The 23,235-nt window shown below is 68.5% G+C and carries 20 protein-coding genes and 3 pseudogenes; 8 read left to right on the top strand and 15 right to left on the bottom strand.

Translation table 11 applies throughout. The features are described from left to right. Positions 1-150: 150 nt before the first annotated feature. Positions 151-1,587, bottom strand: coding sequence for a sugar porter family MFS transporter (locus AC1RUS_RS01400; RefSeq protein WP_492912282.1), 1,437 nt, complete (start codon positions 1,585-1,587; stop codon positions 151-153). A 199-nt stretch (positions 1,588-1,786) separates the two neighbouring features. Here AC1RUS_RS01400 and AC1RUS_RS01405 point away from each other — a divergent pair, with 199 nt between their 5' ends. The 3 genes from AC1RUS_RS01405 to AC1RUS_RS01415 all read left to right on the top strand — a co-directional run bounded on the left by AC1RUS_RS01405 (position 1,787) and on the right by AC1RUS_RS01415 (position 4,813). Beyond that, complete coding sequence (locus AC1RUS_RS01405) at positions 1,787-2,035, top strand: type II toxin-antitoxin system Phd/YefM family antitoxin (RefSeq protein ID WP_492912284.1); 249 nt, start codon at positions 1,787-1,789, stop codon at positions 2,033-2,035. 2 nt (positions 2,036-2,037) lie between these two features. Then, positions 2,038-2,427, top strand: coding sequence for a type II toxin-antitoxin system VapC family toxin (locus tag AC1RUS_RS01410; RefSeq protein WP_492912286.1), 390 nt, complete (start codon positions 2,038-2,040; stop codon positions 2,425-2,427). Between the two features lie 199 nt (positions 2,428-2,626). Continuing rightward, entirely contained in the window at positions 2,627-4,813 is a 2,187-nt protein-coding gene (locus AC1RUS_RS01415) for a TonB-dependent receptor domain-containing protein (RefSeq protein ID WP_492912288.1), read from the top strand. Between the two features lie 29 nt (positions 4,814-4,842). Here AC1RUS_RS01415 and AC1RUS_RS01420 read toward each other — a convergent pair. Next, positions 4,843-4,944, bottom strand: a pseudogene (locus AC1RUS_RS01420) (hypothetical protein); the annotation flags it as partial. A 3-nt stretch (positions 4,945-4,947) separates the two neighbouring features. After that, positions 4,948-5,823 carry a glutathione-dependent disulfide-bond oxidoreductase gene (gene yghU / locus AC1RUS_RS01425; protein ID WP_492912290.1) on the bottom strand — a complete coding sequence of 292 codons (876 nt, stop codon included), beginning with the start codon at positions 5,821-5,823 and terminating at the stop codon, positions 4,948-4,950. A gap of 215 nt (positions 5,824-6,038) precedes the next feature. Between yghU and AC1RUS_RS01430 the strand changes: the two genes are divergently transcribed. After that, entirely contained in the window at positions 6,039-7,208 is a 1,170-nt protein-coding gene (locus tag AC1RUS_RS01430; protein ID WP_492912292.1) for a helix-turn-helix domain-containing protein, read from the top strand. Positions 7,209-7,248: 40 nt separating this feature from the next. Next, positions 7,249-8,715: a S41 family peptidase gene (locus AC1RUS_RS01435; protein WP_492912294.1), complete on the top strand. Its 1,467-nt coding sequence runs from the start codon at positions 7,249-7,251 to the stop codon at positions 8,713-8,715. Positions 8,716-9,427: 712 nt separating this feature from the next. Here the strand turns inward: AC1RUS_RS01435 and xylD are convergent. Together xylD and AC1RUS_RS01445 are read right to left on the bottom strand one after the other, a co-directional pair. After that, positions 9,428-11,248, bottom strand: coding sequence for a xylonate dehydratase XylD (gene xylD / locus AC1RUS_RS01440; RefSeq protein WP_492912296.1), 1,821 nt, complete (start codon positions 11,246-11,248; stop codon positions 9,428-9,430). Continuing rightward, on the bottom strand, positions 11,193-12,071 hold the full coding sequence (locus AC1RUS_RS01445) for an SMP-30/gluconolactonase/LRE family protein (protein ID WP_492912298.1): 879 nt from the start codon (positions 12,069-12,071) through the stop codon (positions 11,193-11,195). Before AC1RUS_RS01445 ends, xylD begins: the two co-directional genes overlap by 56 nt. A gap of 6 nt (positions 12,072-12,077) precedes the next feature. Here AC1RUS_RS01445 and AC1RUS_RS01450 point away from each other — a divergent pair. After that, positions 12,078-12,164, top strand: a pseudogene (locus tag AC1RUS_RS01450) (hypothetical protein); the annotation flags it as partial. 68 nt (positions 12,165-12,232) lie between these two features. On the opposite strand, the gene xylB reads toward AC1RUS_RS01450, so the two are convergent. The 4 genes from xylB to xylR form a co-directional block, all read right to left on the bottom strand. Next, entirely contained in the window at positions 12,233-12,982 is a 750-nt protein-coding gene (gene xylB / locus AC1RUS_RS01455) for a D-xylose 1-dehydrogenase (protein WP_492912300.1), read from the bottom strand. Positions 12,983-12,987: 5 nt separating this feature from the next. Continuing rightward, complete coding sequence (locus AC1RUS_RS01460; protein WP_492912302.1) at positions 12,988-14,424, bottom strand: aldehyde dehydrogenase family protein; 1,437 nt, start codon at positions 14,422-14,424, stop codon at positions 12,988-12,990. Positions 14,425-14,446: 22 nt separating this feature from the next. Next, positions 14,447-15,598: a fumarylacetoacetate hydrolase family protein gene (locus tag AC1RUS_RS01465; RefSeq protein WP_492912304.1), complete on the bottom strand. Its 1,152-nt coding sequence runs from the start codon at positions 15,596-15,598 to the stop codon at positions 14,447-14,449. A gap of 154 nt (positions 15,599-15,752) precedes the next feature. Beyond that, positions 15,753-16,808, bottom strand: a complete 1,056-nt coding sequence (gene xylR, locus AC1RUS_RS01470) for a transcriptional regulatory XylR (protein WP_492912306.1) — start codon at positions 16,806-16,808, stop codon at positions 15,753-15,755. 99 nt (positions 16,809-16,907) lie between these two features. Here xylR and mobA point away from each other — a divergent pair, with 99 nt between their 5' ends. Beyond that, positions 16,908-17,492, top strand: coding sequence for a molybdenum cofactor guanylyltransferase (gene mobA, locus AC1RUS_RS01475; protein ID WP_492912308.1), 585 nt, complete (start codon positions 16,908-16,910; stop codon positions 17,490-17,492). A gap of 78 nt (positions 17,493-17,570) precedes the next feature. Here the strand turns inward: mobA and AC1RUS_RS01480 are convergent, their stop codons facing one another. The 6 genes and pseudogenes from AC1RUS_RS01480 to AC1RUS_RS01505 form a co-directional block, all read right to left on the bottom strand. Beyond that, complete coding sequence (locus AC1RUS_RS01480; RefSeq protein WP_492912310.1) at positions 17,571-19,094, bottom strand: sulfite reductase subunit alpha; 1,524 nt, start codon at positions 19,092-19,094, stop codon at positions 17,571-17,573. Continuing rightward, a complete protein-coding gene (locus AC1RUS_RS01485; RefSeq protein WP_492912955.1) occupies positions 19,091-19,999 on the bottom strand; it encodes an FAD:protein FMN transferase in 909 nt (302 codons plus the stop codon). The genes AC1RUS_RS01480 and AC1RUS_RS01485 overlap by 4 nt, the downstream gene beginning before the upstream one ends. A 132-nt stretch (positions 20,000-20,131) precedes the next feature. Beyond that, positions 20,132-20,211, bottom strand: a pseudogene (locus tag AC1RUS_RS01490) (hypothetical protein); the annotation flags it as partial. Between the two features lie 17 nt (positions 20,212-20,228). Continuing rightward, complete coding sequence (locus AC1RUS_RS01495) at positions 20,229-21,158, bottom strand: DUF4198 domain-containing protein (protein WP_492912312.1); 930 nt, start codon at positions 21,156-21,158, stop codon at positions 20,229-20,231. A 16-nt stretch (positions 21,159-21,174) separates the two neighbouring features. After that, on the bottom strand, positions 21,175-21,693 hold the full coding sequence (locus tag AC1RUS_RS01500; protein ID WP_492912314.1) for a DUF2271 domain-containing protein: 519 nt from the start codon (positions 21,691-21,693) through the stop codon (positions 21,175-21,177). Positions 21,694-21,703: 10 nt separating this feature from the next. Then, the gene (locus tag AC1RUS_RS01505) at positions 21,704-22,333 is read right to left on the bottom strand and encodes a PepSY-associated TM helix domain-containing protein (RefSeq protein ID WP_492912316.1); all 630 of its coding nucleotides are present in this window, start codon (positions 22,331-22,333) and stop codon (positions 21,704-21,706) included. 114 nt (positions 22,334-22,447) lie between these two features. Here AC1RUS_RS01505 and AC1RUS_RS01510 point away from each other — a divergent pair, with 114 nt between their 5' ends. Then, the gene (locus AC1RUS_RS01510; protein ID WP_492912318.1) at positions 22,448-23,173 is read left to right on the top strand and encodes a glutathione S-transferase; all 726 of its coding nucleotides are present in this window, start codon (positions 22,448-22,450) and stop codon (positions 23,171-23,173) included. Positions 23,174-23,235 lie beyond the last annotated feature (62 nt).

Consider the following 23,235-nt stretch of genomic DNA (forward strand, 5'->3'; position numbering starts at 1 on the left):
ACCGGTGTCATTTTGGGCGCGCCGGCCGTTTCCGGGCCTATCGAAGCGACGTCTCCGGTCGGAAAAACCGCACAAAAAAACGCCCGGAAGACGGCGCTCCCGGGCGTTTCATTGTGTCGGGATGCTCCCCCCTTCAGGGAGAGGACTGGCTTATCCCACCATGTCTTCCAGCTCGGTGCCGCGCGTCTCGTGGATCAGCTTCTGCACCAGGAAGAACGAGACCACGGCGCTCAGCGCATAGAAGCCGTAGGTCATCGGCAGGCTCTTGGCGGCCATCGACGGGAAGCTGACCGAGATCGCGAAGTTGGCGATCCACTGGGCGAAGCCGGCGACGGCCAGGGCCGAGCCGCGCATCTGGTTGGGGAACATCTCGCCCAGCATGACCCACATCACCGGGCCCCAGCTGAGGTTGAAGAACACCACATAGGCGTTGGCGGCGATCAGGGCGATCAGGCCCACATTGTCGGCCAGGTGCAGCGCACCGTTCACCGTGGTGGCGGTCGAGAAGCACCAGGTCAGCACGCCCAGGGTCACGGCCATGCCGGCCGAGCCGATCAACAGCAGCGGCTTGCGGCCGATCTTGTCGATGACCGCGATGGCCACCAGGCAGGCCAGGATCGACAGGGCGCCCGACAGGATGTTGATCTTCAGGCTGTCGTCCTCGGTGAAGCCCACCGACTGCCACAGCACCGAGCCGTAGTAGAAGACGATGTTGATGCCGACCAGCTGCTGGAACACGGCCAGGACCAGACCGGCCCACAGGATCGCGCGGATCTTGCGGGTGGACGGGTCCAACAGGTCCGAGAACTTGGGCTTGTGGTCGACGGCCAGCGAGGCGCGGATCTCGGCCACCTTGGCGGCGCCCGTGCCGGCGCCGAACAGGCGCGACAGGATCTTCTCGGCCTCGGCTTCCTTGCCCTTGGCCACCAGGTAGCGCGGGCTCTCCGGGATCGACAGCAGGGCGAAGAAGAAGACGCCGGCGGGGATGGTCTGCATCCAGAACATCCAGCGCCAGGCCGGCAGGCCCAGCCAGAACGGGGCGGTCGAGCTGCCGGCGGTGTGGGCCAGGACGTAGTTGGCCACGAAGGCGCCGGTCAGGCCGGTGATGATCATGATCTGCTGCACGGACGACAGGCGGCCGCGGATATTGGCCGGCGTGACTTCCGAGATGTAGACGGGGCACAGCACCGAGGCCGCGCCGACGCCCAGGCCGCCCAGCAGGCGGAAGGCGATGAACACCAGCGAGGTGTGCGAGGCGCCGGTGCCCAGGGCGCTGACCAGGAACAGCAGGGCCGAGATGATCATCACGGTGCGGCGGCCCCAGACGTCGGCCAGGCGGCCGGCGGCGAAGGCGCCCACGGCGCAGCCGATCAGGATCGCGCCGACGTTCAGGCCGGTGCCGAGCTTGCTGAGGTTGAAGGCGCTTTCCAGGCCCTCTTGGGTGCCATTGATGACGCCGCTGTCGTAGCCGAACATGAAGCCGCCGATCGTGGCGACCGCGACGATGGCGGCGATGAAGGCCATGTTGACCTTGCCGCCGTCGGCGCTCATGCCCGCGCTCGGACCCGCGCTGGATACTGAAGCCATTGTGTCCTCCCCGAAGGCCCGTAGGCCGCGTTTAATCCCTAGGCGGTCCTTGCCGGACCTCTGGTTGGCGGCGACCTTAGTGTTACCGGTATCAGCGCGCAAGCGGAGTGACGCCCGCGACAACTTCCGACGATCCAGGCCGTTTTTGAACATCATCACGATTCGTGTTAGCTAGATTTAGCTAAGCGCGAGACCGGTCATGCTCACCGTCAATATGCACGACGCCAAGTCCCAGCTTTCCAAGCTGGTGGACGCCGTCGAGCGCGGCGAGACCGACGAGGTGATCATCGCGCGCAACGGCCGCCCGGCGGCGCGCCTGGTCCCCATCACGCCCGTGGCCAAGACGACCGCGCGGATCGGGATCGCCAAGGGACGGTTCGCGGCGCCGGCCGATCCGGACGCCTTGGACGCCGAGGTCGCCGCCCTGTTCCTGAGCTCGCGCGGTTGAGGTTGCTGCTCGACACGCATGTGGCGCTGTGGGCGCTCACCGATGATCCCAGGCTGTCCGAACTGGCCCGGTCGCTACTGCTGGACCCGGCCAACGCGGTCTGGGTCAGCGCGGTGTCGCTGTGGGAGATCGCCATCAAGCACGGACTTGATCGGCAAGGGCCGGGCGCCATGCCGGTCTCGGCTCAGGAAGCCTACGCCCTGTTCAGCGCGGCGGGCTATGGACTGGCGCCGATCACGCCCGAGCAGGCGGTTCTGGTCGAGACCTTGCCGCGTCTGCATGCCGATCCGTTCGACCGCCTGCTGGTGTCTCAGGCCCTCACCGACGGGTTCGTGCTGCTGACCCACGACGCCACGGTGGCCAGCTACGACGCGCGGATCGTCAGGATCTGAAATCTCGATTTCACCGGCGTTGCGCGAAAAACGCAGGTCCGGCGCCAAGCGAAACATGACCGAAAAGACATTTGATCCCGGTGTCAGGCCAGGGTCTACAGCGAGAAGAGGCGACGTATTTACAGTTGTAATCATTTACGCTTGTAATGTCGCTGCGCCGGGCCGTTTGCCGGGCGCGACCAGTTTTCGGGGTGGCGACATGCGCTTTAAACTTCTGCTCGCGGCGACCGCGATGATCCTGCCGGCCAATCTGGCCATGGCCCAGACCGCGCCCGCCCAAGCGCCCGCCGCCGCCAAGCCGGCGGACAAGGCCGCCCCGACCGCCGTCGAGGGCGTGGTGGTGACCAGCGAGGCCAACGCCCTGCGCACCTCGATCGACCGCCGCAGCTACAGCGTCGCCAACGACCTGACGGCCAAGACCGGCTCGATCGCCGACGCCCTGCGCAACATCCCTTCGGTCGAGGTCGACGTGCAGGGCAATGTCAGCCTGCGCGGCGACGCCAACGTCACGATCATGATCGACGGCAAGCCCTCGGGCCAGTTCAGCGGCGAGGGCAAGGCCGACGCGCTGCAGGCCATGCCCGCCGACCAGATCGACCGCGTCGAGGTGATGACCAACCCGTCGGCCGCCTATCGTCCCGACGGTTCGGCCGGGATCATCAACCTGATCACCAAGAAGACCCAGAAGCCGGGCGTCAACGGCTCGGTCCGCTTCAACGTCACCCCGGACGGCCGCTACAACACCGGGATCAGCGCCACGCGCCGCGCGGGCAAGCTGACCCTGTCGGGCGACGCCGGCTATCGCCACGACACGCAGGAAGCCCGCCAGGAGATCGACCGCGCCACGCTCGACACCGCCAGCGGCAAGTTCCTGGTCAGCAGCCAGGACGCTGAAGTCGAGAACAAGGGCGGCATGGTCAATCTGCGCGGCGGCCTCGACTACGACCTCGACAAGCAGAACCGCCTCAGCGCCGAGATCCGCTATCGCGGCATGGGCTTCGACAGCGACATCGACGAGACCTATGCCGGCTTCGACGCCGCCGGCGCGCCGTCGCGATCGTACGTGCGCACCTCGACCGCCAAGATGGACCGCGACAACGGCGCGATCAGCGGCGACTGGCGCCGCCAGCTGAAGGGCGCCGAGCACGAGCTGACCGCCCATGTCGAGTACGAGATCACCAACTTCCAGCGCGACGCCAAGGCCTTCACCGACAACACGCCGGGCGTCGACCAGTATGAGACCATCGGCATCGGCGTCGACCAGACGCGGGCCAATTTCAAGCTCGACTACAGCAAGCCGCTGCCGGGCAGCGCCAAGCTGAAGACGGGGGTGGATCTCGAGGCCCAGACCAACAAGTACGACAATGACGGCGCGACGGGCCTCACCGCCGGCGGCCTGGTCGTCGATCCCAACCGCACCAACCGCTACGACTACGACCAGGACGTCTACGCGGCCTATGTCACCTATGAGCGGCCGTTCGGCGACTTCACGGTCCAGGGCGGGCTGCGGGCCGAGCAGGTGCAGATCAAGGTCGACGACATCACCCATGCGGTGAAGGCCGACAACGACTACTTCAAGCTCTATCCCACCTTGCACATGGGCTACACGCTCAGCCCCAGCCAGACGCTGTCGGCCAATTTCGCCCGCCGCGTCCAGCGTCCGGGGGCCCAGGACCTGCTGCCCTACCGCGTCTATCAGGACCCGTTCAACTACCGCCAGGGCAACCCCAACCTGAAGCCCCAGCAGACCGACAGCTACGAGCTGGGCTGGCAGTACCGCAAGGGCCCGGCCTACTACCTGGTCACCGCCTATTACCGCGAGAGCAGCAATGGCGTAACCGACGTGGTCAGCGATCTGGGCGGCGGCGTGCTGCTGACCACCCGCGCCAACCTGGCCACAAGCCGCAACGGCGGCCTGGAGATGGTGGCCAACGGCCGCCTGACGCCGAAGCTGACCTACAACGTCTCCAGCAACGTGTTCTGGAACGAGATCGACGCCTCCAAGCTGGGCTTCGCCGGCACGCGCTCGCTGACCGCCGTGTCGGGACGCGCCAACCTCAACTGGCAGGCGACACCCAAGGACTTCTTCCAGATCAACGCCTTCAGCTCGGGCAAGCGCCTGACGCCGCAAGGCCACCGCGAGCCGTTCCAGATGGTCAATCTGGGCTATCGCCGGAAGGTCAGCGACAAGCTCTCCTTCGTGGTCACCGCCCAAGACGTGCTGAACTCGTTCGAGGACACCGCGATCGTCGACACGCCCACGCTGCGCGACCGCACCACCCGCACGGCCAAGGTGCGCAGCGTGTTCTTCGGCTTCACCTACAATTTCGGCGGCGGCAAGCCGCGTCCCGAGCAGTTCGACTTCAGCGGCGGCGCGGTGGGGTAGAGGCTGGAGGTCCAGACCTGCAAATCCTTGTCATCCCGGAAGCCTCGCAGAGGCTGTCCGGGACCCAGGGGCCGACGCACTGCCGTGGCCCCTGGGTCCCGGCTCTCCGCTTCGCTGCGGCCGGGATGACAAGTTTAGGTGGCCGCCGCCAGCTTATCCGCGGTCCGGGTGTCGAAATCCCCCGCGTCATGCCGCTCATGCAGCTGGCTCGACGGCTCGCCGAAGGTGCGGTTGACCATCCGGCCGCGCTTGACAGCCGGCCGCGCGCCGATCTCGTCGGCCCAGCGGATGACGTTCTTGTAGTCCTGCACCGACAGGAACTCCCCGGCCTCGTACAGCAGGCCCTTGGCCATGCCGCCGTACCAGGGCCAGATGGCCATGTCGGCGATGGTGTAGTCGTCGCCGGCCACGAAGCGGCTCTCGGCCAGGCGGCGGTCCAGCACGTCCATCTGACGCTTCACCTCCATGGCGTAGCGGTCGATCGGATATTCCATCTTGTAGGGCGCGTAGGCGAAGAAGTGGCCAAAGCCGCCGCCCAGGAACGGCGCGCTGCCCATCTGCCAGAACAGCCACGAGAGGCATTCGGCCCGCGCCGCCGGCTCGGTCGGCAGGAAGGCGCCGAACTTTTCGGCTAGGTGGATCAGGATGGCGCCGGACTCGAAGATCCGGATCGGCTCGGGACCGCTGTGGTCGACCAGGGCCGGGATCTTGGAATTGGGATTGGCCGAGACGAAGCCGCTGCCGAACTGGTCGCCCGCGCCGATATTGATCAGCCAGGCGTCATACTCGGCGCCCGCATGGCCCAGGGCCAGCAGCTCCTCCAGCAGGATCGTCACCTTCACGCCGTTGGGCGTTCCCAGCGAATAGAGCTGCAGCGGATGCTTACCCACCTGAAGCGGCTTGTCGTGGGTGGGGCCGGCGATCGGCCGATTGATCGACGCGAACTTGCCGCCGTTCTCCTTGTTCCAGGTCCAGACCTTGGGCGGGACATAGACGGTGGCGTCGGTCATGGGAGCTCCTGATGGCGGTCGCGCGCTTGGGCGCGTCTCTCCAGAGCAATGTGGCGGCTCGCGCCGGACGGCGCCAGGGCCGGCGCCGGCTTTTGATCGCGAGGCGGAGGCGGGCCGCGCCTATCTGGTGCTCGCGCTCGCTCTTTTCCGGTCCTGGCGCGACCTCGCCTGTTGGCCATCTTCCTCTCCGCCATGGCAGCGCCTAGCCTCGACGCATGACCGATTGGCACCCTTATTTCGGATGGCGGACGGCGCTGCTGGGCGTGGCGATCTTGCAATCCCTGCTGCTGGCCGGAGCTCTGGCGCGAAATGCCGAGAACCGGGTGGCCAGCCGCTTCCTGGCGGCGGCTCTGGTCGTGATCGCCGGGCTGCTGACGCCCTACGCGATCGGCTTCGCAGGCGCCTATGACCGCTTCCGCTGGCTAACCTTTGCGCCCTTGGCGATTCCTGTGGCGCTGGGCCCGCTGCTCTATGGCTATGCCTACGCCTTGGCGGAGGGCCTTCCGATGAGACGGATGCGCTTGCACCTCGCGCCGGCCCTCCTGCAGGCTCTCTATTTTGCCGTCTGCTTCCTGATGCCCGAAGGGGCCAAGTGGCAATGGTACACAGGCGGTCACCGCGCTTGGGTCGCGCCGGTGTTCGACGGACTGGGGTTGCTGAGCCTGGCGGTCTACGCCTTTGCGATCGGCGGGGTGTTGAAGCGCTTGCGCGCAAGGCTGGCCAACCAGCGCAGCGACGACGACCGCTTCTCGGCCGATTGGCTGGGCCGGGTCCTGACGGCGATGTTGGCGGGGCTCGGCGTCAAGGCTGGCTTCTGGCTGTGGTCCGCGGTGGCCGGAGGCATCGACTATTTCCAGGAGACCGGCATGTACCTGGCCCTGGCGGTCGTCGGTGTCTATCTGGGCGTGGCCGGCTGGCGGCACGCCGCGCTGCCCGCGCCCCTGAGCGCCGCCCGCGAACCGATCGGGCCCGAGCCGATAGCGTCAGGACCCGTCGCACCGGACTGGCCCTCCGTCGCCCGGGACTTCGCCGATCGCACCCGTCAAGCCGACTGGTGGCGCGAGCCGGACCTGTCGCTGACGCGCTTGGCAAGGCGGCTGGGCACCAACACCGGCCGACTCTCCCGGGCCATCAATCTGGGCCTGGGGGTCAACTTCTCCAGCTTCGTGAACGGCTTGCGCGCGGAGGGCGTGGCGCAGGCGCTGGAAGCGGGCTCGGATTGCGATCTCCTGAGCCTGGCGTTCGACATGGGTTTCGCGTCCAAGGCCAGCTTCAACCGCGCGTTCAGAGCTCGGTTCGGCGTCTCGCCCTCTCAGTTCCGGCGTCGGGTCTCAGATCCTGCTTTTCTGGAGTCCGACGCGGAAATGAGGCGAGCCGCGCCGTGAGGCGGCGCATGGGCTGGGAACCTGTCGTGAGGATCCGTCCATGCCCCTGAACCGTCGTCGCCTGCTGCAGCTTTCAGGCGGGCTCGCCCTGAGCGCCGCCACGTCCGCCTGGGCGGACACCGTCAGCGACGACTGGAGCAGCGATGTCGCCATCCTGCGCCAGGCCTGGGAGACGATGCACCCCGGCGTCTATCGCTACAGCACGCCGCAAGAGGTCTCGGCGCGGCTGGATGGCTTGGCGCGCGCCTGGGCTGCGCCGGCGTCGTTCCGCGACCGCTTCCTGGCCCTGACCCGGGTCACGGCCTCGCTCCAGTGCGGCCACACCTATCCCAGCCCCTACAACAGCAGCGACGCGACGGTTGCGCGGCTCTATCCGGACCGATCGCTCGTACCGTTCCTGTTTCGATGGATCGACGGCCAGATGGTGGTGACCCGCGACGACACCAGCGCCGGGCTGCTCCCGCGCGGCGCGGCGGTCACCGCGATCGACGGCGTCGAGACCCGGGCGCTTCTGGAGCGGCTGATCCCTCTGGCCAGGGCCGACGGCTCCAACCGGGGCAAGCGCGTCAGCCTGATGGAGGCGCGCGGTGAGGACCGCTACGAGACGTTCGATATCCACCTGCCGCTGGTGCTGCCGCTAAGGGACGTCGCCACCTTCACCCTCGCCGACGGTCGCGTGGCGCCAGCGCCGCTGTTGACCCTGGCCGACCGCCGGGCCGGCTTCTCGGCGACGGTCGAGGTCGGCAAGGACGCCAATCCCTGGCGCCTGAGCAAGGGCGACGACGGCGTTCACCGGCTGACCATGCCCGGCTGGGCTCTCTACGAGTCGGGCTTCGACTGGCGGGCGTGGCTGGGCGGTGTGATGGACGATCTGTCGGGCGACGGAGCGCGGGGGCTGATCATTGACCTGCGCGGGAACGAGGGCGGCCTCGACTGCGGCAACGTCATCATCAGTCGCCTGATCGGGCGCGACCTGGCGCTGTCGCGCGACCAGCGCTGGACCCGCTATCGGACCGCGCCCGACGCCCTGCGGCCACATCTCAAGACCTGGGACCGTAGCTTCCTGGATTGGGGCGCGGCGGCGGTGGCGTCGCAGGAGCGGCCCGGCTTCTACCGGCTGACTCGTTATGACGAGGACGGCGAGACCAATCTCATCCGACCTGAGGGACGCCGCTTCAAGGGGCGGGTGGCGGTCTTGTGCGACGCGTCCAACAGCTCGGCCACCTTCGGCTTCGACCAGACCTGCAAGGACAACGGCCTGGCCGCCTTGGTCGGCCAGACCACGGGCGGCAACCGGCGCGGCATCAATGGCGGCGCCTTCTTCTTCCTTCAGCTGCCCGCCTCGCGGCTGGAGGTAGACCTGCCGCTGATCGCCAGCTTCCCCGCGACGCCCCAGCCGGACGCCGCGATCGAGCCCGACATCGCCGTTGTGACGACGGCGAAGGACATTGCCATGGGCCACGACCCGCAGATGCTGGCGGCGTCGAAATTTGTCATCCGGCGCTGATCTTGGACGCCCACAGTCGGGCGGTGCTCCAATGTCAGGTATTGGCGCAATCCAGCCAGGCGACCGCCGACAATACCCCCATGCCTCCACGAGCATAGAGGTCCCTGGCGGCCAACGATTTCAACGCCCTAGCCGCCGCATCCAGCGTCACGCTCCAAAATCGACGCCACCCCCGCCAAACCGCCCGTAGACTTCTCCTCGCCCCGTCGCAGGGGAGGGCGCGAAGCTGGCGACCGAAGCGCGCGACGGGGGCGGTCGTGCGGGTTTCAGAGGGCAGGGGACGTAAACCTGTCCATCGGGGGAAGGCCAAAGCCCCCGCCCGTCCGAAGGTTCGCTCCGGGTCCCTCCGGAATCGGCGTGGCTTGCAGCCCCAGGGCTGGGTCCGTCGCGAGGCAGGACCAACCCGGGTGGGGCAAAAGGCTGAACAGGCCTGCGCGCCCCGGCCAGAGGGATAACGATCGCGCGGAGCGCTCCGGCCACGGCCGAAACGGTACTCCTACACAAACTCATCCGGGCCTGGCCCGGACGCTCCGCCGCCTCCCCAACACTCGCCGGTGAAGATCGGCGAGGGCGCGAAGCCGTGTCCAAATTTACCTGTCATCCCGGCCAAGCGCGTAGCGCGCCGAGCCGGGACCGCAACAGGCTCGGTGCTTGCCGTGGTCCCGGGTCTTCCCCCGGCTTTCGCCGGGGTTCGCCCGGGATGACAACGGGGTCAGTGATTATGCCGCGGCAGCTTGCTGGCCAGGTCCTGGTACTTGACCGCGAACTCCAACACCCCGCCGGTTTCCAGCTGGCCCGTATGGGCGCGGTAGATTTCTTGCCAGGGGGTCATGGTCTCGGGGACGGCGGGAATGCCCTCAAGCCGGCGCTCGGCGATCACGGCCTCGTCCACCAGGGCGTCGCAGCGGCCGGTGTTAAGGTCGATGCGGATGGTGTCGCCGGTGCGCAGCCAGGAGAGGCCGCCGCCGATCGCGCTTTCGGGCGAGGCGTTGAGGATCGAGGGGCTGTCTGCGGTGCCCGATTGGCGGCCGTCGCCGAGAGTGGGCAGGCTCATGATCCCCTTCTTCAGCAGGTGATCCGGCGGCTGCATGTTGACCACCTCGGCCGAGCCCGGCCAGCCGATCGGACCCGCGCCGCGGATCACCAGGATGCAGTGCTCGTCGATGTTCAGCGCAGGGTCGTTGATGCGGGCGTGATAGTCGCCGGAGCCGTCGAACACGATGGCGCGGGCCTCGAAGATGTCTTCCTGGCCGGGCTTGGACAGGTAGCGGGCCCGGAAGTCGGCGCCGATGACGCTGGACTTCATGATCGCGAAGTCGAACAGGTTGCCCTTCAGCACCAAGAACCCGGCCTTCTCGGCCAGCGGTTCGGCGTAGGGGAAGATCACCTCGCGGTCCTTGGTCTCGCGACCCTCGAGGTTCTCGGCCATCGTCTTGCCGGTCACGGTCAGCACGTCGCCGTGCAGGCGGCCCTGCTGCAGCAGCTCCCACAGCACGGCGGGAGCGCCGCCGGCGCGGTGGAAGCGCTCGCCCAGATATTTGCCGGCCGGCTGCATGTTGACGATCAGCGGGATGTCATAGGCCGCGCGCCAGTCGTCGGCGGTGACTTCCAGGCCGGCATGGCGGGCCATGGCGGCGATGTGCGGCTGGGCGTTGGTCGAGCCGCCGGCCGCCGCGACCAGGGCGATGGCGTTCTCGAACGCCTTCTTGGTCAGGATGTCCTTGGGCTTGATGTCCTCATAGGCCAAGTCGACGATCCGCTGCCCGGTACGATAGGCCATCTGGCCGCGCTCGCGATAGGGGGCCGGGATGGCCGCGCAGCCGGTCAGGGACAGGCCCAGAGCTTCTGCGACCGCGTTCATGGTCGAGGCCGTGCCCATGGTGTTGCAGTGGCCGGCCGAGGGGGCGCTGTCCGACGCGCGCTGGATGAACTCTTCCTCGTTGATCTCGCCGGCCGCCAGCTTGCGGCGCGAGCGCCAGATCACCGTGCCCGAGCCGACCAGCTCACCGTCGTGCCAGCCGTCCAGCATCGGTCCGCCCGACAGCACGATGGCCGGGATGTTGACCGTCGTGGCGGCCATGATGCCGGCCGGCGTGGTCTTGTCGCAGCCGGTGGTCAGCACCACGGCGTCGATCGGATAGCCGTGCAGGGTCTCGACCAGGCCCAAGTACGACAGGTTGCGGTCCAGCGCCGCCGTCGGGCGACGGCAGTTCTCGAAGATCGGGTGGACCGGGAACTCCATCGGAATGCCGCCGGCGTCGCGGACGCCGTCGCGGATCCGGGTCACCAGGTCCAGGTGGATGCGGTTGCACGGCGAGATGTCGCTGCCGGTCTGGGCGATGCCGATGATCGGCTTGCCGCTGCGCAGCTCTTCGGGCGTGATCCCGTAGTTCATGAACCGCTCCAGATAGAGGGCGGTCATGTCGATGTGGTCGGGATTGTCGAACCAGTCGCGCGAGCGGAACCGGCGGGGTGTTCTATTCGGGGCGGTCAAGGCGCACCTCGTATTGGGGCTGGCCGGCGACGTCGACATCGACGGCGAACAGGCCGCCGGCTTCGGGATAGGCGGCGAGGTGCTCGTCGCTCAGTCCCTTGCGGGCGGTGGTGAAATAGAGGGTCTTCAGGTTGGGACCGCCAAAGCACGGCTTGGTGACATTGGGGACTGGCAGGGCGATCTTGTCGACGATCTCGCCTTCAGGCGAGAACCGCAGCACGCCGAAGCCGCCCCAGAGGGCCGTCCAGAGATAGCCTTGTGCATCGACCACCGAGCCGTCGGGCCAGGCGCCCTCGATCTCGACCTGGGCGAAGACGCGCTTGTTCGAGGTCGAGCCGTCCTCGGCCACGTCATAGGCCCAGATGGTCTTGGCCAAGGTGTCGGTGTGATAGAGCGTCTTGCCGTCCGGGCTGACGGCCGGGCCGTTGGTGATGCAGATCCCGTCGTCGATCTTGACGTGCGGGCCCTCGGCGTCCAGGCGGTAGAGCGCGCCGGTGGGAGCCTCTTCCTCGTCGTGCATGGTGCCGAACCACAGGCGGCCCTCGGCGTCGACGGTCGAGTCGTTGGGCCGGTTGTTCAGGTGGGCCGGCTCGATCTCGTCGAAATAGGTGAAGCTGCCGACTTTGGGATCGAAGAAGTGCCAGCCGCTCTTCAGGCCGGCCAGGAAGCCGTCGTCATCCTCGACCGGCGCGATGAACGTCACCTGGTCGGGCGCGTCGAAGGTCTGGGTGGCGCCGGTGGTCGGCTCGTAGCGATGGACCGCATGGCCCTTGATGTCGACGAACCACAGGGCGTCGCGGTGCCAGATCGGGCCCTCGCCGAGGGTGGCTTTCAGGTCCCAGACGCAGGTGGGGGTCGGCATGTTCGCATCCATAATTCTTGTCATCCCGGCCGTAGCGTAGCGCAGAGCCGGGACCCAGGGGCAACCGCTTTACGCCGGCCCCTGGGTCCCGGATAGCCTCTGCGAGGCTTCCGGGATGACAAGGCAATTTAGCGGCGCGACACGCGATGTTCTGGAGCCGTCTACCGCCAGCCGGCGTCGATCCAGTACTCATGGCCCGTGCAGAGCGAGGCGTCGTCAGACGCCAGGAACAGCACCAGAGACGCCACGTTCTCGGGGACCAGGCGGCCCTTCAGGCACTGGGCCTTGACGATCTCGGCCTCGCCTTCGGGCGTGTACCACTTCTCCTGGCGCTTGGTCTTGACGTTGCCGGGCACCACGCAGGTGACGCGGATGTCGTCGGGGCCCAGCTCGCGGGCCAGGGCCCGGGTCATGCCCTCGATGCCGGCCTTGGCGGTCTCGTAGAGGACCAGGTCCTCCAGACCCAGGTGCCAGCTGATCGAGCCGAAATTGATGATCGCCCCGCCGCCGCGCTTGGCCATGCCCGGCGCCACGGCCTGGGCCGCGAACAGCATGTGGCGCAGATTGACGCCCATGCGGTTGTCCCAATAGGCGGGCGTGATGTCGGCCAGCTTGTGACGGTCGTCATTGCCGGCGTTGTTGACCAGCACGTCGACGTCGCCGATTTCGGCCAGGGTGGCCTTCAGGCCTTCCAGGTCCATCAGGTCGCAATGCCTGTAGACCGGCGCGATGGCCGCGCCCGCCGACAGCTGCTCGACCAGGGCCGTGGAATCCTCGTCGGCGATGTCGAGGAAGATCACCTCGGCGCCCTGGCGGACGAAGCCGGCGGTCAGGCCGGCCCCTATGCCCGAGCCGCCGCCAGTGATGACGACCCGCTTACCCTTCAGGCTGGGATAGATGGCTGAGGACATTCGGCTTACGACCACGAATACGAGGTTTTGGTCTGGGTGAAGAACTCGACCGCCGCGAAGCCCTGCTCGCGGGCGCCGTAGCTGGAGCTCTTCGAACCGCCGAACGGCACGTGATAGTCGACGCCGGCCGTGGCCAGATTGACCATGGTCATGCCGGCCTTGGCGTGGCGCTGGAAGTGGCGGGCGTACTTCAGCGAGGTGGTCGCGATGCCGGCCGAAAGGCCGAACTCGACGCCGTTGGCGACTTCCAGGGCTTCCTCATAGTCCTTGACCCGGATGGTCGAGGCGACGGGGCCGAAGACTTCCTCGTTGTTGATCCGCATGTTGCGGTCGGTGTCGGCGATCAGGGTCGGCTGCACATACCAGCCGGGATTTTCCAGCTTCAGGCGCTCGCCGCCGGTGACGATGCGGCCGCCTTCGCCGGTGGCGATGTCGATGTACTTGTACGACGTCTCCATCTGGTCTTCGGAGACCGCCGGGCCGATCTGGGTGTTGCTGTCGAGGGCGTCACCCACGCGGAGCGCGGCGATCTTCTCGGCCAGCAGGGCCACGAACTTGTCGTGGATGCCGTCGGTCACAATCAAGCGCGAGCTGGCGGTGCAGCGCTGGCCGGTGGCGAAGAACGAGCCGTCCAGGGCGATGGCGACGGCGCGTTCCAGGTCGGCGTCGTCCAGCACGATCAGCGGGTTCTTGCCGCCCATCTCCAGCTGCACGCGGGCCTGGCGAGCGACGGCGGCGGCGGCGACTTGCGCGCCAACGCCCTGCGAGCCGGTGAACGAGACGCCGTCGACGTCCTTGTGCTTGATCAGGGCGTCGCCCATCGAACCACGGCCAAACAGCATGTTGAACACGCCGGCCGGAGCGCCGCATTCCTGCATGATGTCGGCCAGGACCGAAGCCGTCGCGGGCGTCGGGCCGGCGGGCTTGATCACCACGGTGTTGCCGAAGGCCAGGGCCGGAGCCGCCTTCCAAGCCGGGATGGCGATGGGAAAGTTCCAGGGGGTGACCAGGCCGAACACGCCGACGGCCTGGCGGTAGGTCTGGATCTCGACGCCCGGACGGGTGCTTTCCAGGTTCTGGCCGTGGCGACGCAGCGCTTCGCCGGCGAAGTACTTGAAGATGCGGCCGGCGCGGACGGTCTCGCCGATGCCTTCCGGCAGGGTCTTGCCCTCTTCGCGGGCGAGCAGCTTACCGATGTCGGCGCTGCGGGCGATGATGGTCGAACCCACCTTGTCCAGCAGGTCCGAGCGGACTTCCGGCGAGCTTTCCGACCAGGCCGGGAAGGCCTTGCGGGCGGCGTCGACGGCGGCGTCGACCTCGGCCGAACCGCCGTTGGGCACGTTGGCCACGACGTCGTTGGTGTTGGAGGGGTTCAGGCTCTGGGTCGGAGCGTCGGAGGCGACGCGTTCGCCGCCGATGTAATGGCGCAGGGTGTCGGTCATGCCGATCTCCTCGGAAAGTCGATTAGAGCAGGCCGCGGCCAGCCAGATTGCGGATGAGGGCCGAGATGCCGAAGGTCCACGGCTTGGCCTGGTCGCAGGTCGTGACCTCGTTCTCGAGGACGCCCAGCTTGGGCGTGGAGACGCGGACGCGGTCGCCGACCTTGTGGGTGAAGCCCTGGCCGGCCGTATCGCGGTCCTGGATCGGGGCGAACATGGTGCCCAGGAAGAGGGCGAAGCCGTCGGGATACTGGTGCTGCTTGCCGAACGCCTGGCCCGCGAGAACGGCGGGGTCACGGCTGATCAGGCTCATGTTCGAATGGCCATCCAGCACGAAGTTGTCGCGACCGGTGATCTTCAGCTCGACCTCGGCCGAACGGACGTCGTCCAGGCTGAAGCCGTCGTCGAACAGCCGCACGAACGGGCCGATCGAGCAGCTGGCGTTGTTGTCCTTGGCCTTGCTGAGCAGCAGGGCCGAGCGGCCTTCGAAGTCGCGCAGGTTGACGTCGTTGCCCAGCGAGGCGCCGCGGATCTGGCCTGAACCGTCGCACAGCAGCACGACTTCCGGCTCGGGGTTGTTCCAGTGGCTGTCATAGCGGACGCCGACATGGTCGCCCCAGCCCATCGACGACAGGGTCGGGCCCTTGGTGAAGATCTCGGCGTCGGGACCGATGGCGACCTCGAGGTACTGCGACCACAGCCCGTCCTTGATCAGGGTCTGCTTCAGGCGCTCGGCGCCCTCCGAGCCCGGATCGACGCTGCGCAGGTCGCCGCCCATGCTTTCGGACAGCTGCTCGCGGATCTTCAGGGCGGCGGCGGCGTCGCCCCGGGCGCGCTCCTCGATCACCCGCTCCAGGGTCGAGACGGCGAAGGTGACGCCGGCGGCCTTCAGGCATTGCAGGTCGACAGGAGCCAAGAGCTTGGCGGCCGCGCCCTCGGGGTTTTCCCAGACGGGGCGGACGTCCAGGGCCTCCAGCGGGCCCTTGTCCTCGCCGCGCGGCAGTTCAGCGCCCGGGCCATAGGCGTTCATCAAGTCGGCGACCGTGGGGGCGATCTTCGACATGTCCTCGATGCGCCCGCCGCGCACCAGCACGGGGGTCGGGCCGTCGCCGAAGTCGATGCGGCCCAGCAGGGTCGCGTCTTGCCAGTCATCCGGAAGGAATTGCGTCACGCCCACGGCGTCGTCTCCCCGTCTTCGAGCGTCTGAAAGCAGGCCACGCCCCGGGGCGACCGCGCTCGTTCATGTCAGCGCACTTGTTAGCGCTAACATATGGGGGCGCGCAAGCGGGGAGAACGGGATTGTCAGACCAATCCGCGCGGGAGGCTGGATTCTATTTCGGCGCGGGTCCCGACGAATCCCGCACGATCAGGGTGTGCGGATGCATCAGCTGCCTGGGCTCGCCCGAACCGTCGCGACGGCGGCGAATTTCTTCCAGCACCAGATCCACGGCCGCGCGGGCCATGGCGGCGATCGGCTGGTGGACCGTGGTCAGGGCCGGCCAGATGTTGGCGGCGATCGAGGTGTCGTCGAAGCCGACGATCGAGACGTCGCCCGGCACGTCCAGGCCCAGGCGGTGGGCCAGGCCCGCGGCGGCGGCGGCCATGTCGTCGTTGCAGGCGAAGATCGCGGTGGGCCGGCTGTCGCTGGCCAGCAGCCGCTCGGCGGCGTCCAGGCCCGAGCGATAGGTAAAGTAGCCCTGCTCGACGCGGACGTCCTCCTGCGGAATCCCGGCCGCCTTCAGAGCGGTCATGAAGCCGTCCAGGCGTTGCTGGCTGACCGTCTGGTTCGGATGGCCCTTGATGAAGCCGAAGCGCTTGTGGCCCAGGCTGATCAGGTGCTGGGTCAACTCGTAGGCGGCCGCCTCGTTGTCGATGCGAATGGTGGCCATGTCGCTGCTGGCGGTGCCGGTGGCGACCCCGACGGCGGCGGCGCCGGCCGCCTTCACCTCGGCCAGGACCTGGGGCGATTCGCACAGCGGCGGCGGCAGGATCAGACCGTCGACGCCGGTGCGCAGCAGGCGGGTCAGGGTGGCGCCGGCCAGTTCGGGCTCGGCGCACTTCTCGATGACCACCTGGGCGCCGGTGCGGCTGCTCTCGTCCAGCGCCCCGACCAGGAACTCCGACAGATAGCCCGTCGAGGGATTGTCATAGAGCAGGCCGATGCGGAACGGGGCCGAGCCGGCCAGGCTGCGGGCGGCGGGATTGGGCGCGTAGTTGAGGTCGGTGATGGCCTGTTCGACCAGGGCCCGGGTCTCTTCCTTGACGGTGGTCTCGCGGTTGATGACCCGCGAGACGGTCATGGGCGATACGCCCGCGCGAGCCGCCACGTCGCGAATCGTCGCGCTCTGGGTGGTGCGGCGCCGTTGGCGTTCCGTCGGTTGGTTCATGATGGTCCCGTCCCTTTGGGCGCGAAGACTAGACCGTTTCGGGCCGACGGTGGAAGACGGGGCGTTTTACGGCTCGCGGGGATGCTCTAAGCCTGGGTCATGAACCCTTTCGGCGTCCTCATTCTTACCGGCGGCGGCTCGCGGCGCATGGGCCAGGACAAGGCCGCGCTGGAATGGGGCGGCGTGCGGGCGGTGGATCGGCTGGCCGAGCTGGCGCGGATGCTGGGGGCTGAGCATGTGCTGACCGTCGGCGCGGACCTGGGCCTGCCGTTCGTGCCGGATCCCGAGTCCGGCGCCGGGCCGGTCGGCGGGGTGCTGGCGGGGGGGGCGGCGCTGCGGGAAGTGGGCTTGGCGCGAGCGCTGATCCTGGCCGTGGATGCGCCGACGATCACGGCCGAGGACTTGGCGCCGTTGCTGGCCGCCGCGGCGCCAGGCGCGGCGTTCGAGGGGTTGCCGCTGCCGATGGTTCTGTCGCTGACGGCTCTACCGGAGGAGGCGGAACCCGGTTGGCCGCTGCGGCGGCTGGTCGAGCGGGCGGGGTTGGCGGTGGTGGCTGTGCCGGCCGAGGCTGAAGCGCGGTTGCGGGGGGCGAATACGCCGGAGGAGCGGACCAATCTTCTCCCTTCCCCCTTGATGGGGGAAGGGCCGGGGATGGGGGTGAACGCGAAGCGTTCAACGACCTAGCCGGACCAGAAGCGAGGAATGGGGCCACCGCAGCGTCACCCCCATCCCAACCCTTCCCCCATCAAGGGGGAAGGGCTTTTAATACACGTCCCGCCGATAGCGCCCGGCGTCCGTCAGGCTCTCCAGCCCCTCCGCGCCCAGGATCTCGACCAACGCCGCGTGCACCTCCCGCGACATGCCCTCCAGCGAGCCGCAGACCAGGATCGTCGCGCCGTCCTTGACCCAATCGCGAACCTGAGCGGCGTTTTCCCGCAGACGATGCTGCACATAGATCCGCTCGACCTGATCGCGCGAGAACGCCAGGTCCAGGCGCGTCAGCACGCCGCCCAGCACCCATCCGCTCAGCTCTTCATGGTGGAAGGCGTCGTGGGCCGAGGTGCGCTCTCCAAACAGCAGCCAGTTGCGGCCGCGACCCTTGGCGGCGCGGGCCTTCAGGTGGGCGCGCAGGCCGGCCAGACCCGTGCCGGCGCCGATCAGGATCAGCGGAGCGTCGGTGTCGGGCGCGTGGAACGACCGGTTCACCCGCAACCGGGCGTCGAGGGTCTCGCCCAGCTTGGCGAAGCGGCACAGCCAGCCCGAGCCCAGGCCCGGCTTGCCGTCAGCGCGAGGCATCAGGCGGACGATCAGCTCGATCCCGCCGTCGGACGGCAACGAAGCGATCGAATATTCGCGATGTGGCAGGGCGGTGAGGCGTTCGCGCAGGGCTTCGTCGGACAGCCCGATCAGGGCGTCGATGGCGGCGGGTTCATGCGGGAGGCGGCGACCGGCCAGGACCTCGGTCATGGCGGCGTCCAGCTTCAGGCGAGACGCCAGGACGGCGACCTCGGCCGGATCATTGCGCGGCCCGATCTCGACGATGTCGCCAGCCGCCCAGTCGAGAGCGCCGTCTGCGGGCTCCAGCCGGATGTGCCAGGCCTCGCCGCCGGGGCTGCCGGGATTGAGCAGGCGACGCTCGGTCAGTTTCCACTGCCCATAGGCGGGGCGGCTCCAGTCCGGGGCGTCGGTGACGCCGGTCAGCACGCCCAGCTGCGACTGCCAGTGGCGCAGGGCCGCCTCGTCGCCGTCGTCGACCTCGACCCGGTCGAACAGGCGGCTTGCGCCGTGCTTGGCCAGCCAGGCGTCCAGCGAACGGCCGAAGGCGCAGAAGCGGGCGTAGCTGCTGTCGCCCAGGGCCAGCACGCCGTAGCGCAGGGCCGAGAGGTCGGACTCGCCAGCCATCACGTCGCGGATGAAGGCGCGGGCCGGGTCGGGGGCGTCGCCCTCGCCGGTGGTGGAGACCACGAACAGGGCGCGGCCGGCGGCGGCGAGATCGGCGGCGGTGACGGCCGACAGCTCGCGCAGGGTGACCGGCGCGCCGCCGGCGGTCAGGGCCTTGGCGGTCGCCTTGGCCAGTTCCTCGGCGAAGCCGGTCTGGCTGGCGAAGGCGACCAGCACGGGTTCGCCCGAACCGCTGGCCAGGGCGGCGGCCTCGCGGCGCTTGGCCCGCTTGCGCAGGGCCTCGCGCCCGGCGATCAGGCCGCAGAAGGCCAGCCAGGTCGCGGCGACAGCGCCGGCGGCGGCGTAGCGTCGGGTCTCGGGATCGAGGGCGGAGACGTCGATCATGCGTCGAGCATGGCTTGGAGGGCCGGCGACAGGCGTTCTTCCAGGCCAGTCTCCGCCTGGCTGACGATCAGGGCCGGCAGGTCGTGGGCGCCGGCGAAGGCCAGGGCCGCCTCGGGGCCCATCACCGTCAGGGCCGTGGCCCAGGCGTCGGCGTCCATGCAGGTCTTGGCCAGCACCGTGACGCTGACCACGCCATGGTCGCTGGGCGCGCCCGAGGCCGGGTCCAGCGTGTGGGCGTAGCGGCGGCCGTCATGGTCGAAGAAGCGGCGGTAATCGCCGGAGGTCGCCACTGACAGGCCGTGGAGGGCGACGATGGTGCGCTGGGCGTCATTGGCGGTAGGGGCGCGCTCCAGTTCGACCCACCAGGGTTGGCCGTCGGGCTTGGCGCCCGTGCCGCGCAGCTCGCCGCCCACTTCGACGAGATAGGACTTCACGCCGGCCCGCTCCAGCGCGGCGGCGGCCTGGTCGACGCCGAAGCCCTTGGCGATGCCGTTGAGGTCGAGGCGCAGACCGCCGGGTTGGAACAGGGCGTCGCCGTCCAGGGTCAGGCGCTTCCAGCCGCCGTTTTCGCGGGCGGCCTCGACGGCCTCGCGCCGCGGCGGTTCGCCGGAGAAGGGGCGGGGGCCGAAGCCCCACAGATCGCACAGGGCGCCCAGGGTCGGATCGAACGCGCCGTTCGTGGCGGCGGCGATCTCGATCGCGCGGCGCAGCACCGCGGCGGTGTTGGCGGGCAGCTTCGTCCAGCTTCCGGCCTCGGCGCGGTTGTAGCGCGACAGGTCCGACAGCGGCTCCCAGGGGCTCATCTCGCGCACCACGGCGTCGAGGGCGCGCTGGACCATGGCGGTCAGGGCCGGGATGTCGGCGGAGGCTTGCGCGGTCAGCTTCACCGACCAGGTCGTGCCCATGGTCTCGCCCGCGAGCGCATGCGCTACGCCGCCGAGCGGGCGGGCGGGGGGCGCGGTGAGGAGGGGGACGAGGACACGGGTCATTCAGTGCTCAACAAAAACCTTGTCATCCCGCAAGCCTCGCAGAGGCTATCCGGGACCCAGGGGCCGGCGCAGTGCGGTTGTCCTGGGTCCCGGCTCTCCGCTTCGCTGCGGCCGGGATGACAAGCTATTTTGCTTCTCTTAGATCTTACGGCCGTTGGGCTTCGATCGTGGCCGTGTAGCTGGCGCTATAGCCGTTGCCGGCCAGAGCGGTGGGCGGACCGCCGGGCGCGCCGCCGGGGCCACCCGGACCCATGCCGCCCGGAGCGCCGCCGCCCGGACCGCCCGGACCACCGGGAGGGCCACCGCCTTCACCGCCGGCGCGCCGGCCGGTTTCGCCGGTGCGGACGGTGGCGTTGATCCAGTACATGCCGGCTTCCGGCAGGGTGAACTTCACGACGCCATCGGCGCCGGTCTTCACCTTGATGTCGGGACGCGGGCTGTAGCGCGAGCCGCCTTCGGCGATCGTCACTTCCAGGTCGGCGGCGGGCTTGCCGTCGATCAGGAACTTGAAGCTGGCGGCCTCGCCGGCGACCAGGTCGTTGGGGTGGGTGATCGGAACCAGTTCCAGGCCCTGGCCGGTCGGCTTGAAGACCTCGGTGCTGGGCTTGTCGCGCGTGACGAACACTTCGTTGCGGTTGAAGCTCTTGATGGTCTTCAGGTCGGCGGCGCCGGCCGGCACCTGGGCGGCGAAGTCGGCGGGCGTGCCGCGGAAGCGCTTGACCTGGCCGTCCTGGGTGTAGCTGGCCATTACGTTCTGGCTGGCCGAGCCGATCTTCCAGGTGCCCGGCTTGGTCAGGGCGACGTCGAAGGTCGAGCGGTACTTGCCGGTCGCGCCGTTCTGGATCTTCTCGACCGAGCCGTCCGGCGCGTAGGCGACGACGCCATCCAGGCGCATGGCATTATGGTCGGGATAGAACAGTTCGTTGGAGATGGCGGCGTCGAACGTCACCCAGACGTCGCCGGCCAGCACGGTGGCCGACGGCACGATCCAGCCGCGGTGGGCGTTGGCGGCCAGCGGCAGGGCCAGGGTCAGGGCCGCGGCGCTGACGGCGAGCAGGTGTTTGCGAAGGCTCATGGCTAGGGCTTCCTGACTATTTGACGGAGACGGTGACGGCGCCGACTTCGGCCGTCCCCTTGACGGTGGCGGGCTTGCCCGGCTTGCCCCAGACGAAGGGCACGCGGACGGCTTCGTGGCCGCCGACTTCGCGAGCCGCCTCGACCACCAGGTTGTATTGGCCGGGCTTGAGGTCCTTCAGGGCGCCCTTGGCGCCGCTGAACACGACCTTCTGCGGGCCCGGGGCGCGCGTGGCGCCGGTGACGCCGTCGATCGGGAAGGTCAGCTCCCGGCCGGCCTTGCGCCACCACTGGCGCATGTCCTTGAGCCACTTGACGCCTTTGTCCTCGCGGGAGTCGGCGTCGTACCAGACGGCCAACGTGCCGGCGGCCGAGGCGTCGGCGGCCTCGATCCAGATGGCCACGTAGGGCTTGTGATACTCGGCGACCGTCAGCTTGGGCACCTCGACGGTGACGTTGAGATCGGCGGCCATGGCCGGGGCTGCGGCGCCGACAGCGGCGCCGGCGAAGGTCAGGAGGGAGACGGAACGCTTCACGGATATCACCTCAGAGGTGGACAAAAAGGATGATGAGAATGACGGGCGCGGCCAGGCCCGCCGCGACCAGCGGCCATGTCAGGGGGCGAGCCCTCGCATGGAATTGCAAGAGGATCAGGCCGGTGACCGTGAAGATCACACAGGCCGCCGCGAAGATGTCGATGAACCAGCCCCAGGCCTTGCCGGCGTTGCGGCCCTTGTGCAGGTCGTTGAGCAGGCTGATCGCGCCGCGCGTGGTCTTCTCGTGCTCGACGGCGCCGGTCTCGCGGTCGATCGACAGCCAGGCGTCGCCGCCGGGACGGGCCAGGGCGACATAGACCTCTTCGGCGGTCCACTCGCCCTCGCGCCCGGCGACCTCGGCCCCGACGGTCTTGTCCAGCCAAGGCTCCAGCGCGACGGGCAGGGGGCGCTTACCTTCTTCCGGGCCCTTGGCCAGGTCGGCCATCAGGTTGGGCGGCAGGGTCGCCTTGCGGCTGACCACCACGGGCTTGGCCTCGATCTGGCCGGCGTGGTTGAGGGTGATCCCGGTCACCGCAAACAGCAGCATGCCGATCAGGCTCAGCGCCGCGCTGATCCAGTGCCACTGGTGCAACTGCTTGAGCCAGAACGAACGGCGATGCTGGGCGGTGGCGGTCGACACGAGAGGCGGGCTTCGAACCTTGAGCGAGGATGGGTCGTCCTTACTTGAGAACGGTTTGCAATAGCAAGCATCATCCCGTCGCATCCTTTTGTTACGCGAAGATTTCTGCATGTCATGACCTACGCACTGCACTACTGGCCCGGCATCCAGGGGCGAGGCGAATTCGTCCGTCTGGCGCTGGAAGCGGCGGGCGCGGCCTATGTCGACGTGGCGCGCGAGCCCAAGGGCGAGGGCGGCGGTGAAGGCGCGTTGATGAAGGATTTGGGCGATCCCAAAAATCCCCGCGCGTCGTTCGCGCCGCCGTTCCTCGTCGACGGCGACGTCGTGATCGGCCAGACGGCCAACATCCTGCTCTATCTGGGTCCGCGCCTGGGCCTGGCGCCGGACGGCGAAGGCGACCGGATCTGGGTCAACCAGCTGCAGCTGACCATCGCCGACCTGGTGGCCGAGGCCCACGACACCCATCACCCGATCGGCCTGTCGCTCTATTACGAGGACCAGAAGGCCGAGGCCGAGCGGCGCTCCGAAGAGTTCCGCCAGCAGCGGATCCCGAAGTTCCTGGCTTGGTTCGAGCGAGCGCTCGAACGCTCGTCCGGTGACTGGCTGGCGGGGAGCGCGCTGAGCTATGCCGACCTGTCGCTGTTCCAGGCCTTCGAGGGGCTGAGCTATGCGTTTCCGCAGACGATGACGGCCTTGGCGGACAAGCACCCGAAGGTGCTGGACCTGCGCGATCGTGTTTCAACCCTGCCGCGCGTGGCCGACTATCTGGCCTCGCCGCGCCGGATATCGTTCAACGAGATGGGGATATTCCGACACTACGCGGAGCTCGATCCGGCGTGAGTCTCGCATCACGCCGTTCTGGCAACTTGGCCTCGACAAGCCGCCATTTACACAAGAAACAT

Source organism: Caulobacter sp. GW821-FHT10F06 (assembly GCF_058809215.1).

What these genes read in the sequence shown, in the direction of transcription:
- xylB (WP_492912300.1), bottom strand. Translation starts at nt 12,982, where the DNA reads ATGTCCTCAGCCATCTATCCCAGCCTGAAGGGTAAGCGGGTCGTCATC.
- mobA (WP_492912308.1), top strand. Translation starts at nt 16,908, where the DNA reads ATGAACCCTTTCGGCGTCCTCATTCTTACCGGCGGCGGCTCGCGGCGC.
- AC1RUS_RS01405 (WP_492912284.1), top strand. Translation starts at nt 1,787, where the DNA reads ATGCTCACCGTCAATATGCACGACGCCAAGTCCCAGCTTTCCAAGCTG.
- AC1RUS_RS01480 (WP_492912310.1), bottom strand. Translation starts at nt 19,094, where the DNA reads ATGATCGACGTCTCCGCCCTCGATCCCGAGACCCGACGCTACGCCGCC.
- AC1RUS_RS01435 (WP_492912294.1), top strand. Translation starts at nt 7,249, where the DNA reads ATGCCCCTGAACCGTCGTCGCCTGCTGCAGCTTTCAGGCGGGCTCGCC.
- AC1RUS_RS01485 (WP_492912955.1), bottom strand. Translation starts at nt 19,999, where the DNA reads ATGGGCACGACCTGGTCGGTGAAGCTGACCGCGCAAGCCTCCGCCGAC.
- AC1RUS_RS01495 (WP_492912312.1), bottom strand. Translation starts at nt 21,158, where the DNA reads ATGAGCCTTCGCAAACACCTGCTCGCCGTCAGCGCCGCGGCCCTGACC.
- AC1RUS_RS01400 (WP_492912282.1), bottom strand. Translation starts at nt 1,587, where the DNA reads ATGGCTTCAGTATCCAGCGCGGGTCCGAGCGCGGGCATGAGCGCCGAC.
- AC1RUS_RS01430 (WP_492912292.1), top strand. Translation starts at nt 6,039, where the DNA reads ATGACCGATTGGCACCCTTATTTCGGATGGCGGACGGCGCTGCTGGGC.
- AC1RUS_RS01415 (WP_492912288.1), top strand. Translation starts at nt 2,627, where the DNA reads ATGCGCTTTAAACTTCTGCTCGCGGCGACCGCGATGATCCTGCCGGCC.
- xylD (WP_492912296.1), bottom strand. Translation starts at nt 11,248, where the DNA reads ATGTCGACGTCGCCGGCCAGCCCCAATACGAGGTGCGCCTTGACCGCC.
- AC1RUS_RS01460 (WP_492912302.1), bottom strand. Translation starts at nt 14,424, where the DNA reads ATGACCGACACCCTGCGCCATTACATCGGCGGCGAACGCGTCGCCTCC.
- AC1RUS_RS01510 (WP_492912318.1), top strand. Translation starts at nt 22,448, where the DNA reads ATGACCTACGCACTGCACTACTGGCCCGGCATCCAGGGGCGAGGCGAA.
- xylR (WP_492912306.1), bottom strand. Translation starts at nt 16,808, where the DNA reads ATGAACCAACCGACGGAACGCCAACGGCGCCGCACCACCCAGAGCGCG.
- AC1RUS_RS01445 (WP_492912298.1), bottom strand. Translation starts at nt 12,071, where the DNA reads ATGCCGACCCCCACCTGCGTCTGGGACCTGAAAGCCACCCTCGGCGAG.
- yghU (WP_492912290.1), bottom strand. Translation starts at nt 5,823, where the DNA reads ATGACCGACGCCACCGTCTATGTCCCGCCCAAGGTCTGGACCTGGAAC.